We start from the raw sequence: 13,402 nt of genomic DNA on the forward strand, positions 1-13,402 counted from the left end.
GGCACGGTGCCGCCCCGTCCGCGGCGGCGGCCGCTTCCGCCGAGCCCACGGCCGCGGCGCCGTTCAGGGAAGTGCGACGGGTCACTTGGTCGCCTCGATCTCGTCGACGATCTGCTTCATCTGCGGCGTCTTTTCGTACTTCGCCCACAGCGGCTGCATCGCCTTCACGAACGCCGCGCGGTCGATCTGCGCGGCCGGCAGGATCTTCGCGCCGCCCTTCGTCACCAACTGCTGCGCGGACGCCTCGCGCGCCGTCCACAGCTTCTGGTAGTACGGCACCGAATCGGCCGCGGCCTTCTTGATCGCGGCCTGCTCCTGCGGCGACAGCGTGTCCCAGATCTTCTTCGAGAACACCAGCACTTCCGGCGTCATCGCGTGCTGCGTCTCCGAGTAGTCGGGCGCCACTTCGAAGTGCTTGGTTTCCTCGTACGACGGCAGGTTGTTTTCCGCGGCGTCGACGAGGCCCGTCTTCAGGCCCGTGTACACCTCGGCGAACGGCATCGGCGTCGGCGTGCCGCCCATCGCCTTGATCTCGTCGACCATCAGGTCGGATGGTTGCACGCGCACCTTCAAGCCCTTCATGTCCGCCGGCGAGCGCACCGGGCGCTTCGCGTAGATCGAGCGCGCGCCGCTCTCGTAGAACGTCAGCGCGACCATCCCCTTCGCCGAGAACGCGTCGAGGATCTTCTGGCCGGCCGGCCCGTACATCGCCTTGCGGAAATGATCGATGTCGCGGAACAGGAACGGCAACGACGGGATCAGCGACTCCGGCACGATCTCGTTGAACGACGCACCGTTCACGCGCGCCATGTCGATCGCGCCGATCCGCACCTGGTCGACCGTATCCTTCTCCGAGCCGAGCGCGCTGTTGCCGAACACCTTGATCGAGTCCTTGCCGCCCGTCATCTTCGACAGCTCGTCGCCCATGTACTTGACCGCCATGTTGGTCGGGAAGTTGTCGCCGTGCACGTCCGCCGAGCGGAACACGCGGGCATGCGCGGATGCCGCGAAGCCGGCCATCAGCGCGACGGCCAGTGCAGTACGGGAGCGGGTGAATCGGTGTTTCATCGTCTGTCTCCTTGATGGTTGCTCATTGTTTCGCGGCGATCGTGGCGGCATCCGCAGGCGGCGGTGCACGGCTTTCGTCTGATCGCAGTCATACGTTGTATGACGTGTCGTTGGAAATGTACGTCGGTTAATCGTTTAACTCACTCGGTGCATACCCCTATAATGACCTCCGATGCGGGTTTGCGGCCGACTACGAGGAAAAGCGTTCTCTGCGCGGCTGCCGTTGCGAGAAACGTTTTCCGGAACGACGTCCGCATGCTGAATCGACGTGCTGCCGCGTCGTTTTGCTGGCGCTGAACGCCAGGGTTTCGTTTCCGCTTAGCAGTGTTATAGGATGACTGACTACCAAGCCGCTCAAGGGCAACAGCCACCGTCGCCCGCCGGCTCGGGCGTGTTCGGCATCCACCGCAATCGCGACGTGCGCTCGGATCGCCAGTGCGGCGTCGTGGTCGCGCAACCAGCTACTGGCGAAAGGATCCCGATCGGCAGCGAGACCAACGAGCGGGCACGCGTGATGCGTGCTCGCCGCAATACGCGAGTCGCGAAAGGAGGTGTGCGATGCAGAACAGCAGAACGTCATCGGAACAGCGCGAGGACACGCCGTTGAATCCGGGCGACGAAGGACCGCCCGATGCGCCGGGGGTCGGCGAGGATCTGTGTACCGTGTGTCGCGGTACCGGCCTCGTCGAAGGGCAGGCGTGTACGGTGTGTGGCGGAACGGGGAAGGTGCTGCAGGGAATTGGTGGCGGTTAGCGTCGAGTTGGCGCAGGCAATCCGGTCGGCCACACGCCGGGAACCGCGCGCCGCATTCGCCCCTGCGTCAGCGCTGATACGCGCTACAGCAGGATTGCCGCCGCGCGGCGCGCGGCGGCAACGATCTCAGCGCCCAGCCCGCCGCTCCCGCAAAAACGCATTCAGTTCGCCGCCCGCATGCTCGATATGCCGCTTCAGCAGCGATGCGGCCGTACGCGTATCGCCCTTGCGGCACAACGCGACGAGTTCGGCGTGCTCGGATTCGGCGACGTCGCGCGCCGCTTCGGACAACGATAGTTGCACGCGCGTGTAGCGGTCCGTCTGCTGCAGCAGCGACGCGACGATCGCGGACGTCTTCGGCTGGTCCGCGCGCGACAGCAGCACATGATGGAGTTCGGTGTTCAGCTCGCCCCAGCGCCCCGACTGGCTCGCGTGCAGCACTGCGCTGTATTCCTCGAGGATCGCGTCGAGCCGCGCGAAATCGTCGGCGGTCAGCTTCGGAATGGATTTTTTCAGCAGCACGGGCTCCAGCAGCGCGCGCAGCTCGAACAGTTCGGTGATGTCCTCCGGGGACAACTCCGACACGATCGCGCCCTTGTGGGGCAGGATCTTCACGAGCCCTTCGCTCTCGAGCTGCACCAGCGCTTCGCGCAGCGGGATGCGGCTGATGCCCAGTTCGGTAGCCAGCGCATCCTGGCGCAGTTGATAGCCGTCGACATACTCGCCCGTCAGGATGCGGCGACGCAGTTCATTCGCTGCGGCTTCGGCGCGCGTGGCGTAGACAAGAGCTGGGCGTTTCTCGTTCATGTTGCGGTTCGGACTGGGGATGGCGGTCAGGCAAGTGCCGACGCCGCGGCGACGGATATTGCATATTTTCTACAATATTAGCAGAGCGCCCTTGCCGTCGAGCATCGGCGGCAGGATATCCCGGCGCGGTGCCGCGTCTCGATCGCTCCATCAAAAAAGCCACCATCGCTGGTGGCTTCCATGCATGCACGCCGGCTTCGGCTGCCGGAATTACGCGTTCGTGCGCCGATTGGCCTCGGCATCGACGTCGCGCAGCGACTTGCCGCGCGTTTCCTTCGCAAGGCCGACGCACACGATCGAGATCGCCGCCGCGGCGACCAGATAAAGCGCGATCGGCGTCGACGAATGATAGCGGTCCAGCAGCGACAACCCGATCAATGGCGCGAGCGAGCCGGCCATCAGCGGCGCGACCTGATAACACAGCGACAGCGCCGTGTAGCGCACGTTGGTCGGAAACATCTCCGTCATCAGCGCCGAATACGGCGAGTAGGTCATTGATTCGATGAACAGGCCGAGCACGATCGCGGCCATGATGATCCAGTCGTTGCCGGTGTCCATCATCGGGAACGCGACGAAGCCCCAGCCGGCGGTCAGCACGGCGCCCGTCAGGTACACCGGCTTGCGGCCGACCAGGTCCGACATCAGCCCCATCAGCGGGATGAACACGAAGTGGATCGCGTTGGCCGCGAACATCAGCTTCAGGATCCGCGTCGTGTCGAAACCGACAACGAGCTTCAGGTAGGTCAGCGAGAACGTGACGACCATGTAGTACAGGATGTTCTCGGCGAAACGCGCGCCGATGCCGATCAGCACCTGACGCCAGTGATACTTCAGCACGTGAACCACGCCGAGCTGCTTTTCCTGCTTCTTCTCGCGGCGCGCCTGCGCTTCCTTGAAGATCGGCGCATCGTCGACCTTGCGGCGAATCCAGAAACCGATCAGCACCACCACCGCCGAGAACCAGAACGCCGCGCGCCAGCCCCATGACAGGAAGTCGGCCTCCGACAGCGAGCTCGACAGCACCAGCAGGATGATGGTGGCAACCAGGTTGCCGGCCGGCACGCCGGCTTGCGGCCAACTGGCCCAGTAGCCGCGACGGTTGTCCGGGCTGTGTTCGCTGACCAGCAGGATCGCGCCGCCCCACTCGCCGCCGAATGCGAAGCCCTGGATCAGGCGCAGCGTGACCAGCAGCGCCGGCGCCCAGTAGCCGATCGAATCGAAGGTCGGCAGGCAGCCCATCAGGAAGGTCGTGATGCCGACCACGATCAGGCTCACCTGCAGCAGATACTTGCGGCCGAACTTGTCGCCGTAGTAACCGAACACCAGCCCGCCGATCGGGCGCGCGGCGAAGCCCACCGCATACAGCGCGAACGCGGCGAGCAGGCCGTCGATCGGGTTGCCCGTCTTCTTGAAGAAGTGCGTGCCGAACACCAGTGCCGACGCCGTTCCATACAGGAAGAACTCGTACCACTCCGCGATCGAGCCGACCATCGACGCCGCGACGACCCGTTTCAATTCCCGCTTCGACGCCGCGTCCTGCACGCCGGTTGTGTTGCGTGGCGAGACTGCCTCGCCGACCTGACTTGTCATCTCCGTATCTCCTCTCGTTATCTTCCATTTCCCTTGACGGGCGGTTCGCGAGTAAGCGCGCCGAAAGATTTTATACAATATTCAATAGACGATGTACGAAATCTCAAAAACGCCTTCGGCAGAAATGCGACACGGCGGGCGGCGGCTTGCGGTCGGGTTGGAAGCCGGCAAGACGGGGCATTGTTGTCGGAGGAAAACACGGTGAAAACGTCTTCCAGCACGCGCGGGGTTCGGCTCCGGAGGCCGCGGGCGCGACACGGGAGCACCGGAACAGCCATTGACCCGCTTCATCGGGATTCCCCCGAGATCCCCGCCGGCGGCCGCTGCGACGCGGGTTTTCCGCCCTTCCGCACGCCCGGAACGATCGCCTTCGTCACGCCCTTTTTATTTTATATTGTATAAAATATGCGAAGTGGCTAGAATGACTTCGTCGATGGCTGACTCTCGGGCGAAACCGGAGGCAACGTTTCGGTACCGAGGCAAACAAGAGGTGGCCACCGCGGTCCCGATCACGCAGACGAGACGGCGGGCGCGTACAGCCCAAGTTGCCAGCAATGGCAGTTGACCCTATCTGAATGAGGAAACGAGATGAGCGACAACATTTTTACCGGCACCATTCCGGCCCTGATGACTCCGTGCACCGCTGACCGTCAGCCGGATTTCGACGCGCTGGTAAAGAAGGGCAAGGAGCTGGTGGCACTCGGCATGCGCGCGGTGGTGTACTGCGGCTCGATGGGCGACTGGCCGCTGCTGACCGAAGCGCAGCGCCAGGAAGGCGTCGCGCGCCTGGTCGAAGCCGGCGTGCCGACCATCGTCGGCACCGGTGCCGTGAACTCGAAGGAAGCCGTGTCGCACGCGGCGCATGCCGCGAAGGTCGGCGCGCACGGCCTGATGGTGATCCCGCGCGTGCTGTCGCGTGGCGCGTCGCCGGCTGCACAGAAGGCGCACTTCGCCGCGATCCTGAACGCCGCGCCGAACCTGCCGGCCGTGATCTACAACAGCCCGTACTACGGTTTCGCGACCCGCGCAGACCTGTTCTTCGAACTGCGCCGCGCCCATCCGAACCTGATCGGCTTCAAGGAATTCGGCGGCGCCGCCGACATGCGCTACGCAGCGGAAAACATCACGTCGCAGGACGATAGCGTGACGCTGATGGCCGGTGTCGACACGCAAGTGTTCCACGGCTTCGTGAACTGCGGCGCAGCAGGCGCGATCACCGGTATCGGCAACGCGCTGCCGCGCGAAGTGCTGCAACTGGTCGATCTGTGCAAGAAGGCCGCGCAAGGCGATGCAGTGGCGCGTGTGCGTGCGAAGGAACTGGAATCGGCGCTGGCCGTGCTGTCGTCGTTCGACGAAGGCTGCGACCTGGTCCTGTTCTACAAGCACCTGATGGTGCTGAACGGCGACACGGAATACACGCTGCACTTCAACGAAACGGATGCACTGAGCGACGCGCAACGCAACTACGCGGAAGCGCAGTACACGCTGTTCCGCAACTGGTATGCGAACTGGTCGAAGTCGATCGCGTAAGCGGTTTGGCGATGTGCGCGATGCGCGGCCGTGAAACGGCTGCGTGACGGGAAAAGCCACGGAGGGATCCGTGGCTTTTCTCTTTGGTTGTTCGCGGATTTCCGTGGACGTCGCTTGCCGACCCGAAGCGGACTGTTGCATTCGCGGATAGCGGTCCTTGGGACGCTCTCGCGCATCTTGTACAGCCGCCATCTAGCCACTTGTAATGCGGAACTGTTCGTGTCTTAACCGCTGGATAAATTGATTCAGCACTGCAGATCTGTTTGCCCAGACATCGACAAGGTCTCCCTCCCAAAGAAGAAACGTGGCTCTTAGGGGTATGTATATGTATGCGCTCATGCCGCAACGAAGCGCTCTGGCGCAACACCCAAACATTTCATCCGCTTCACTGGCCTCAAATAGCAGGCCAAAGCCATCCCACGGTTTTAATTTTCCAGAGCATGTCGACTCCATTTCCTCCAATATTGAATTCTCAAGCGCCTCATACCTCGACCAGTCCGTCACCTGGAACAAGCAGGTTCGCAACGGTTCAAGATAACTACGGATGCCATCGACAATAATGGGGACTGCCTCATCGTTTTTCGGCACAGCGAACTGCAAATACGATGTGTAGTTTGATTCGGATCGTTCGTACGGCGATTCAAAATATTCTTCGCTTCTCAGCCATGCCGAACAATCGGAAGGGGAAAGCAATTTCATGTCGGTATCCGCGTCTCTGAACTTCATTCCAATTCATCTGGCCCTAGAATGAACCGCTTGGGGAGTTTGGCTGGCTTGCACCCGCTCGTGCTTTGGCTGCACGAATGTATGCGTCTGTCTGCCACTCCTCATAACCTAGAAGGAAGCCCTCCATGCGTTCAAGTGATTCGTTCCAGCCAGTCACTTGGCCCATGTGCCAAAGAAGGATATAGGCATCAATTCGCCACGCTTCATCAGGTCGCGCATACAAAACGCGCCGTGTACGGTAGCCTTTTAGAATTTCTGTATCGACGTACTCTCTCTTGAGAAAGCGCCCATCCGCCACATAGCGGTCGAATAGTTGCTCTGGAATCACGCTGTCGTCGATCGACAATGGATATTCTTCGCTGAAAGCCGCAAACGGCTTCGTTCCCTCAAGCATCAGCGCAAGCTCCCGGCCTGTGTGGACTTGGTAAGGAAGGTCATCAACCCAATGACGGGGTCTCAGAATCCCCGAGGCCGATTCTCCAACCGAGAAATCGAAATGCGATGAGAATCTAGCCGCCTCGTGCGCGTCCAACTCATAGTGACGCTCCGCGTCAAATTCCTCGTCCTCCAACAAAGAGGAAATGACAGACGAATCTGGGACTTCGATCAGAAAGCTCCTTACGGGACACGCCGTGGTCCTATCAATGGTTTCGAGGATGAATTTCATGACCTTATCGAAGCCCTCGAAGTTTGATGCTGAAGATTGTCGCCAATCTAGCGCCATCAGTCCAACGACCGCTCTTGGCCGAACGCCGCCGTTCCGCCACGGCGTTCCCTCGGAAATCCACGAAGAACTTTTTCCGGAATTGCCAGCGTATCCAGCGGTGTCAAACGCTATATCCCGCAGCCCGCATCAACGCGCGCGACACGTCGGCGCGCGCACCTTCCGCATCGAATTCAGCGCGCAGTTTCGCATCGGCCCGGCGGGTACGCCGCGCTGCATGGCTACGATCAATGCACGCGGCGCGAGGACATGCGAAGCCGATGGTCGCCATGCTGGCGCAGTCTTGAAGTGACCGAGAGAGCGTCGGCCAAGAACCAGACACTGTATCCAACTTACCGCCGGCAGCGAAGATCCGCCGCGGCCCACCCCACCGGCCCGCCATTCCCCGATGCGTCAGTCAGGTATTTTCAGCGAAAGCCACGCCCGCCCCATCCACTACTTCCCCACCGCCGCGCGCGACTCCATCCCGCCGAGCTTCGCGAGCAGCGCATCGCCGAGCCGCCTGGCGTCGCGCGGCAAACCGGGAATGGCCAGCAACGCCTCGATCCGCCCCCGCCAGTAGCTCGGGCGACTCACGCGCGTCGCGCACGGCAGCATCACGTCGCCCGCCCCTGTATCGCTTTCCAGCAGCGCGACCATGCGCTGGATGTGCGAGAGCTCCCGCTCCACATAGTCTCTAGTCAGCATCTGATCAAGCTCCTCGAAACCCGGCACCCGCCCTGTCGCAATCGGCGCGGCACCGCATGGTCTTTCGTCCGCCCGCTCGCTGTATACGCATTCCGGCGCCGTACGCGCGCCCTGTGTCAGAACATCGGCGGCAAGCGCGACGACGTCGTTCCATTCGTCGGACCAAAGGCCGCGCAGTCGCGCGACATGCAATCGTCGCGCTCCATCGGTTACCTTCACACCGCGATATTCCGTTGCCGATCGTAGACATTCGTCCCGTCGCCGGCATCCCCAAAATTGAGGACGCTTGCTAGAATCGATCGCACCGCGTCCGCATCGCGTGCCAGCGCGCACGATCCGGCGAACGCGGTGCGACGACACGCGCGACGCGCCGCGCGTGCGGCAACCGGGGAACGGGGATGTCCAAGGTACGATCGGCCGACGAGTCGATCGCGGCGCTCTACACGGCCGCCATCGACCCCGAACAGTGGGATGTCGCGCTCAACGCCCTCACGGCGCTCGCCGATGCGCGGGCCGCGAACTGCTTCGCGCATGACGCGCGCACCGGCACCTTCCTCGAATACCACTTCACCGGCTACGGCCCGGCCTGGGCCGATGCGTATGCGAGCCACTATCACGGCCTCGATCTCGCGCGCGGCGTGCTGATGCGCGAGCCGGCCGGGCGCATGTATCCGATGCATCGCTTCCTGCCGGATCAGGTGATCGAGCACAGCGAGTATTATCAGGACTTCTACATTCGCGAAGGGTTGCGCTATTCGTGCGGCGGAATGCGGCTCGACGGCAACCGGCGGCTGATTCTCGCCGTGCATCGCCCAGTCAATCACCGGCCGTACGACGCGCACACGACCCGCGAACTGCAGCGCGTGCTCGATCACCTGCCGAACGTGTTCCGCCTCCGGCAAACGGCCACGCCGCCAGCGGCGAGCCGCGAGCCGCTGATGGCGGCGGCACTCGACGCGCTGCCGCGCGCGGTGATCGTGGTCGACGACACGCTGCGCGTGCGCTACCTGAATGCCGCCGCGCTCGCGATGCTGCAGGCGTCGACGGAGCTCCGTACGCAAGCCGATCGGCTCGTGCTGTGGGCGCCGCAAGTCGCGGCGCAACTCGTGCAACGGGTCAGGGATGCGTGTTCGCCGAGTCCGGTCGTCGAACCGTTGCCGCTCTATGCGCTCGATCGCGAGCAACGTCCGACGCTGGAAATCCATGTCGTGCCGCTGAAGCCGCAATTGACCGCGCCGCTCGATCGCGACACGCGGCCGCTCGCGATGCTGCTGTTGCGCCGACCGTTCCAGCGCACCGTGCGAGCGCACGCGCAACAGCGTCCGTTCTCGCTCACGCGTGCGGAAATGGCCGTCGCGACGGGCATCGCGCGCGGCCAGACGCCGGCCGAATACGCGGCGTGCACCGGCGTGCAGGTCAGCACCGTGCGCAGCCAGATCAAGGCGATCTTCGGGAAGACGGGAATTCGGCGAATCGCGGATCTGGTCGCGTTGTTCGGCGATTGAAACGGTACTCGCGACAACCCCGCTTCGCGCGTCGTCGCTCGACTGAAACCGCGCTCAGCCGCGCCCGCCGCGCGCCTGCTTGCGTGTGGCGGCCGGCAGCTCGCCTCCGCTCATCCGGTCCAGTTGCCGGACGATCTCCGCGCGCAGTTCGGCCGACATCTCCACGCTGTCGAGCAGCTCCGAGATCCACAGCCCGTCGGCCGCGAGCCGGCAGATCATCAGCGTCGCCGCGTGCTCGAGCGGCACCGGGTCCGGCCGCGTCCACTCGCGCATCGGCACCGACCAGCGCGCGCGCGTCTCCTGTTCGGTAATCATCGAAGCGACGAGCACGCGCAGCACGTCGGTACTCGCCGCCGGCTGCGCGGTGTCGAGCACCGCATGCAGATACGCGCGCGCCGCCGCGCCTTCGCCATGCGGATCGGCAGCGCGGCGCGTGGCCATCTGCGCCGCGAAGCGCTCGGTCGCCTGCTCGAACAGCGCATCGAGCAAACCCTGCTTGTTCGCGAAGTGATATTGCAACGCGCCTTTCGTCACGCCCGCGCGCTCGGCCACGGCGTCCAGCGTCAACGCGGCCACGCCGTGATGGGTCGCGATTTCCGACGCGGCCTCCAGCAACTGCGCGCGCACCTGTTCGGGCGCTTTTTTTCGCCGAACGCCCACGGGCGCAGCAGCGGAAGCCACTACAGCCGCGGCAGCGGGCGCTTCCAAGGGCGCGGCGCGCCGCCGCGCGCCGGCCGGTTTGGCCGAGTGGTCGGGCACGGATGCGTCACGCAATGCGGGTTCGGGGCGTTTTTTCATGGGGGCGATGTTAGCACCCGCGGTCTCGATATAAACATTCCGGCTGGATGGTATGATCCGCCGCATGAACAAACCCGCCTCTTCCCCCTGGTCCGCGCTCGACACCGCGATCGCCCGCGGACGCGACGCGCTCGCGCGTCTACAGCAGCCCGACGGCAGCTGGTGTTTCGAACTCGAGTCCGATGCGACGATCACCGCGGAATACATCCTGATGATGCATTTCATGGACCGCATCGACGACGCGCGCCAGGAAAAGATGGCCCGCTACCTGCGCGCGATCCAGCGGCTCGACACGCATGGCGGGTGGGACCTGTACGTCGACGGCGAGCCGGACGTGTCGTGCAGCGTGAAGGCGTACTTCGCGCTGAAGGCGGCCGGCGACAGCGAGCATGCGCCGCACATGATCCGTGCGCGCGACGCGATCCTGAAGCTCGGCGGCGCGGCGCGCTCGAACGTGTTCACGCGCATCCTGCTCGCGACGTTCGGCCAGGTGCCGTGGCGCGCGGCGCCGTTCATGCCGATCGAATTCGTGCTGTTCCCGAAGTGGGTGCCGATCTCGATGTACAAGGTCGCGTACTGGGCGCGCACGACGATGGTGCCGCTGCTCGTGCTGTGCTCGCTGAAGGCGCGTGCGCGCAATCCGCGCAATATCGCGATCCCCGAGCTGTTCGTCACGCCGCCCGACCAGGAACGCCATTACTTCCCGCCCGCGCGCGGGATGCGCCGCGCGTTCCTCGCGCTCGATCGCGTGGTTCGCCACGTCGAGCCGCTGCTGCCGAAACGTCTGCGGCAACGCGCGATCCGGCATGCCGAAGCGTGGTGCGCGGAGCGGATGAACGGCGAAGACGGGCTCGGCGGAATCTTTCCGCCGATCGTGTACAGCTATCAGATGATGGACGTGCTCGGCTACCCGGAAGATCATCCGCTGCGCCGCGACTGCGAGAACGCACTGGAGAAGCTGCTGGTCACGCGGCCCGACGGCAGCGTGTACTGCCAGCCGTGCCTGTCGCCGGTATGGGATACCGCGTGGAGCACGATGGCGCTCGAACAGGCACGCGGCGTGGCCATGCCGGAAGCGGGCGAACCGGGCGGCGCACTCGATGAACTCGACGCACGCATCGCACGCGCATACGACTGGCTGGCCGAGCGCCAGGTCAACGACCTGCGCGGCGACTGGATCGAGAACGCGCCCGCCGACACGCAGCCGGGCGGCTGGGCATTCCAGTATGCGAACCCGTACTACCCCGACATCGACGACAGCGCGGTCGTCACCGCGATGCTCGATCGCCGCGGCCGCACGCATCGCCGCGCGGACGGCTCGCATCCGTATGCGGCCCGGGTCGCGCGCGCACTGGACTGGATGCGCGCGCTGCAATCGCGCAACGGCGGCTTCGCGGCGTTCGACGCGGATTGCGACCGCATGTACCTGAACGCGATCCCGTTCGCCGATCACGGTGCGCTGCTCGATCCGCCGACCGAAGACGTGTCGGGCCGCGTGCTGCTGTGCTTCGGCGTGACGAAGCGCGCGGACGACCGCGCATCGCTCGCGCGCGCGATCGACTACGTGAAGCGCACGCAGCAGCCGGACGGCAGCTGGTGGGGCCGCTGGGGCACGAACTATCTGTATGGCACGTGGAGCGTACTCGCGGGCCTCGCGCTTGCCGGCGAAGACGCGTCGCAGCCGTACATCGCGCGCGCGCTCGCGTGGTTGCGCGCGCGCCAGCATGCGGACGGCGGCTGGGGCGAAACGAACGACAGCTACATCGACCCGGCGCTTGCCGGCACCAACGGCGGCGAAAGCACGTCGAACTGCACCGCATGGGCGCTGCTCGCGCAGATGGCGTTCGGCGACTGCGAGTCCGACTCGGTGAAGCGCGGCATCGCGTATCTGCAATCGGTGCAGCAGGACGACGGTTTCTGGTGGCACCGGTCGCACAACGCTCCGGGCTTTCCGCGCATCTTCTACCTGAAGTATCACGGCTACACCGCGTACTTCCCGCTGTGGGCGCTCGCACGCTATCGGCGGCTCGCCGGCGCGAAGGATGCGGGCGCAGCCATGTCGCGTGCGTCGTCTACGTCCGGCGTACCCGCCGCACGCGCCACCGACAGCGCACCCGCCTGAGCCGGCACCCCGGCCGAAACGGCAATGCGCCGGCACGCCTGACGGCGTCCGGCGCGATCAACGCGGTTCCCCTTCCCTTCCCCCTTACGCGTCGCGCGGCGCCCGCAACCGCGCGAACGCGTCGCGCAAGTCCGCACAGAATGCGTCGCCGATCATCGACAGCGGCTGCGACGCGGACGTCACCAGATAGAAATGATCGGGCACGGCCGGCTCGAACGGCTTGACGGCCACGCGCTGCCCCGCATACGCGGCCGTCACCGGATCGATCAACGCGACGCCCGCGCCGTTCGCGACGAACGCGACGATCGTCTGCGACAACTGCGCCTCGATCGACAGCACGCGCGACACGCCGGCCTCGACGAACACGCGATCGATCGCGCTGCGCGCCTCGAAACTCGGCGGAAACGAAATGAACGGTTCGTCGCGCAGGTCCGCAGGCTGCACCACGCGCTTGCGCGCGAGCCGGTGTCCGCGCGGCACGATGCAGCACATCGCCGCTTCCGCGAGCCGTTCGCTGCGCACCGCCGGATGCGGCACGGGCTCGGCGATCAGCCCGACGTCGCACTGCCCTGACGCGACCTTGTCGACGACCGTCGACGCACTGTGCGCGAGCAGCGTGATGTCGACGCCCGGATGCGCGCCCGAGAAGCGCGTGACGAGCTCCGGCAGCAGGTCGAGCGCCACGGCGGGCGAGCCGGCCACGCGCAGCGTGCCGCGCCGCATCGCGCGGATCTGCTCGGCGGCCTGCGCGACCCGGTCGAGCCCGACGAACGCGCGCTCGACCTCCTCGTACAGCACGCGCGCCTGCGCGGTGGGCGTGAAACGCCCCTGCTCGCGCTCGAACAGCACGAAGCCGACACGATCCTCGAGATCGGCGATGAGCCGGCTCACGGCCGGCTGCGAGATATGCAGGTCGCGTGCCGCGCGCGTGACGGTATGGCGCTGCATCACCGCGCGGAACGCTTCGATCTGGCGAATTCTGAGCGAAGGCGTGGTCATAACATTGGATTATGGGTCGTTGATCAAGCTGTATTGGACAGTCTATTTTGCCTGCCCGAACATCGGTTCCGCAACGCACTGAAAGACAGGAAC

At 64.8% G+C, this 13,402-nt stretch carries 13 protein-coding genes; 5 read left to right on the forward strand and 8 right to left on the reverse strand.

Annotated elements, in window-relative coordinates:
* Nucleotides 1–81: 81 nt before the first annotated feature.
* A complete protein-coding gene (locus O1Q03_RS05530; protein WP_269502072.1) occupies nucleotides 82–1,068 on the reverse strand; it encodes a TRAP transporter substrate-binding protein in 987 nt (328 codons plus the stop codon).
* Nucleotides 1,069–1,626: 558 nt separating this feature from the next.
* Between O1Q03_RS05530 and O1Q03_RS05535 the strand changes: the two genes are divergently transcribed.
* Nucleotides 1,627–1,821 carry a hypothetical protein gene (locus O1Q03_RS05535; RefSeq protein ID WP_269502073.1) on the forward strand — a complete coding sequence of 65 codons (195 nt, stop codon included), beginning with the start codon at nucleotides 1,627–1,629 and terminating at the stop codon, nucleotides 1,819–1,821.
* A 126-nt stretch (nucleotides 1,822–1,947) separates the two neighbouring features.
* Here the strand turns inward: O1Q03_RS05535 and O1Q03_RS05540 are convergent, their stop codons facing one another.
* Nucleotides 1,948–2,628, reverse strand: a complete 681-nt coding sequence (locus O1Q03_RS05540) for a GntR family transcriptional regulator (RefSeq protein ID WP_269502074.1) — start codon at nucleotides 2,626–2,628, stop codon at nucleotides 1,948–1,950.
* 210 nt (nucleotides 2,629–2,838) lie between these two features.
* Nucleotides 2,839–4,218 (reverse strand): fosfomycin efflux MFS transporter AbaF, encoded by a 1,380-nt coding sequence (abaF, locus tag O1Q03_RS05545; protein ID WP_269502075.1) that lies wholly within the window; start codon nucleotides 4,216–4,218, stop codon nucleotides 2,839–2,841.
* A gap of 588 nt (nucleotides 4,219–4,806) precedes the next feature.
* Here abaF and O1Q03_RS05550 point away from each other — a divergent pair.
* The gene (locus O1Q03_RS05550) at nucleotides 4,807–5,748 is read left to right on the forward strand and encodes a dihydrodipicolinate synthase family protein (RefSeq protein ID WP_269502076.1); all 942 of its coding nucleotides are present in this window, start codon (nucleotides 4,807–4,809) and stop codon (nucleotides 5,746–5,748) included.
* Between the two features lie 192 nt (nucleotides 5,749–5,940).
* Here the strand turns inward: O1Q03_RS05550 and O1Q03_RS05555 are convergent, their stop codons facing one another.
* Nucleotides 5,941–6,447 carry a hypothetical protein gene (locus O1Q03_RS05555; RefSeq protein ID WP_269502077.1) on the reverse strand — a complete coding sequence of 169 codons (507 nt, stop codon included), beginning with the start codon at nucleotides 6,445–6,447 and terminating at the stop codon, nucleotides 5,941–5,943.
* Between the two features lie 43 nt (nucleotides 6,448–6,490).
* Nucleotides 6,491–7,141: a hypothetical protein gene (locus O1Q03_RS05560; RefSeq protein WP_269502078.1), complete on the reverse strand. Its 651-nt coding sequence runs from the start codon at nucleotides 7,139–7,141 to the stop codon at nucleotides 6,491–6,493.
* On the opposite strand from O1Q03_RS05560, the gene O1Q03_RS05565 reads away from it, so the two are divergent.
* Nucleotides 7,140–7,490, forward strand: a complete 351-nt coding sequence (locus O1Q03_RS05565) for a hypothetical protein (RefSeq protein WP_269502079.1) — start codon at nucleotides 7,140–7,142, stop codon at nucleotides 7,488–7,490. The genes O1Q03_RS05560 and O1Q03_RS05565 overlap by 2 nt on opposite strands.
* 143 nt (nucleotides 7,491–7,633) lie before the next feature.
* On the opposite strand, the gene O1Q03_RS39955 is transcribed toward O1Q03_RS05565, so the two are convergent.
* Entirely contained in the window at nucleotides 7,634–7,885 is a 252-nt protein-coding gene (locus tag O1Q03_RS39955; RefSeq protein ID WP_332112515.1) for a hypothetical protein, read from the reverse strand.
* Between the two features lie 398 nt (nucleotides 7,886–8,283).
* Here O1Q03_RS39955 and O1Q03_RS05575 point away from each other — a divergent pair, with 398 nt between their 5' ends.
* A complete protein-coding gene (locus O1Q03_RS05575; RefSeq protein WP_269502081.1) occupies nucleotides 8,284–9,390 on the forward strand; it encodes a PAS domain-containing protein in 1,107 nt (368 codons plus the stop codon).
* 54 nt (nucleotides 9,391–9,444) lie between these two features.
* Here O1Q03_RS05575 and O1Q03_RS05580 read toward each other — a convergent pair whose 3' ends face one another.
* Complete coding sequence (locus O1Q03_RS05580) at nucleotides 9,445–10,188, reverse strand: TetR/AcrR family transcriptional regulator (RefSeq protein ID WP_269502362.1); 744 nt, start codon at nucleotides 10,186–10,188, stop codon at nucleotides 9,445–9,447.
* A 52-nt stretch (nucleotides 10,189–10,240) separates the two neighbouring features.
* Between O1Q03_RS05580 and shc the strand changes: the two genes are divergently transcribed.
* On the forward strand, nucleotides 10,241–12,310 hold the full coding sequence (gene shc / locus O1Q03_RS05585) for a squalene--hopene cyclase (RefSeq protein ID WP_269502082.1): 2,070 nt from the start codon (nucleotides 10,241–10,243) through the stop codon (nucleotides 12,308–12,310).
* Between the two features lie 84 nt (nucleotides 12,311–12,394).
* Here shc and O1Q03_RS05590 read toward each other — a convergent pair whose 3' ends face one another.
* Nucleotides 12,395–13,309: a LysR substrate-binding domain-containing protein gene (locus O1Q03_RS05590; RefSeq protein ID WP_269502083.1), complete on the reverse strand. Its 915-nt coding sequence runs from the start codon at nucleotides 13,307–13,309 to the stop codon at nucleotides 12,395–12,397.
* Nucleotides 13,310–13,402: the final 93 nt, after the last annotated feature.

The organism is Burkholderia sp. IMCC1007 (assembly GCF_027257875.1).
GTDB lineage: Bacteria > Pseudomonadota > Gammaproteobacteria > Burkholderiales > Burkholderiaceae > Burkholderia.

Bases quoted from the DNA above. Each gene is read 5' to 3' on its own strand.
- O1Q03_RS05530 (WP_269502072.1), bottom strand. From the start codon at position 1,068: ATGAAACACCGATTCACCCGCTCCCGTACTGCACTGGCCGTCGCGCTG.
- O1Q03_RS05535 (WP_269502073.1), top strand. From the start codon at position 1,627: ATGCAGAACAGCAGAACGTCATCGGAACAGCGCGAGGACACGCCGTTG.
- O1Q03_RS05540 (WP_269502074.1), bottom strand. From the start codon at position 2,628: ATGAACGAGAAACGCCCAGCTCTTGTCTACGCCACGCGCGCCGAAGCC.
- abaF (WP_269502075.1), bottom strand. From the start codon at position 4,218: ATGACAAGTCAGGTCGGCGAGGCAGTCTCGCCACGCAACACAACCGGC.
- O1Q03_RS05550 (WP_269502076.1), top strand. From the start codon at position 4,807: ATGAGCGACAACATTTTTACCGGCACCATTCCGGCCCTGATGACTCCG.
- O1Q03_RS05555 (WP_269502077.1), bottom strand. From the start codon at position 6,447: ATGAAATTGCTTTCCCCTTCCGATTGTTCGGCATGGCTGAGAAGCGAA.
- O1Q03_RS05565 (WP_269502079.1), top strand. From the start codon at position 7,140: ATGACCTTATCGAAGCCCTCGAAGTTTGATGCTGAAGATTGTCGCCAA.
- O1Q03_RS05560 (WP_269502078.1), bottom strand. From the start codon at position 7,141: ATGAAATTCATCCTCGAAACCATTGATAGGACCACGGCGTGTCCCGTA.
- O1Q03_RS39955 (WP_332112515.1), bottom strand. From the start codon at position 7,885: ATGCTGACTAGAGACTATGTGGAGCGGGAGCTCTCGCACATCCAGCGC.
- O1Q03_RS05575 (WP_269502081.1), top strand. From the start codon at position 8,284: ATGTCCAAGGTACGATCGGCCGACGAGTCGATCGCGGCGCTCTACACG.
- O1Q03_RS05580 (WP_269502362.1), bottom strand. From the start codon at position 10,188: ATGAAAAAACGCCCCGAACCCGCATTGCGTGACGCATCCGTGCCCGAC.
- shc (WP_269502082.1), top strand. From the start codon at position 10,241: ATGATCCGCCGCATGAACAAACCCGCCTCTTCCCCCTGGTCCGCGCTC.
- O1Q03_RS05590 (WP_269502083.1), bottom strand. From the start codon at position 13,309: ATGACCACGCCTTCGCTCAGAATTCGCCAGATCGAAGCGTTCCGCGCG.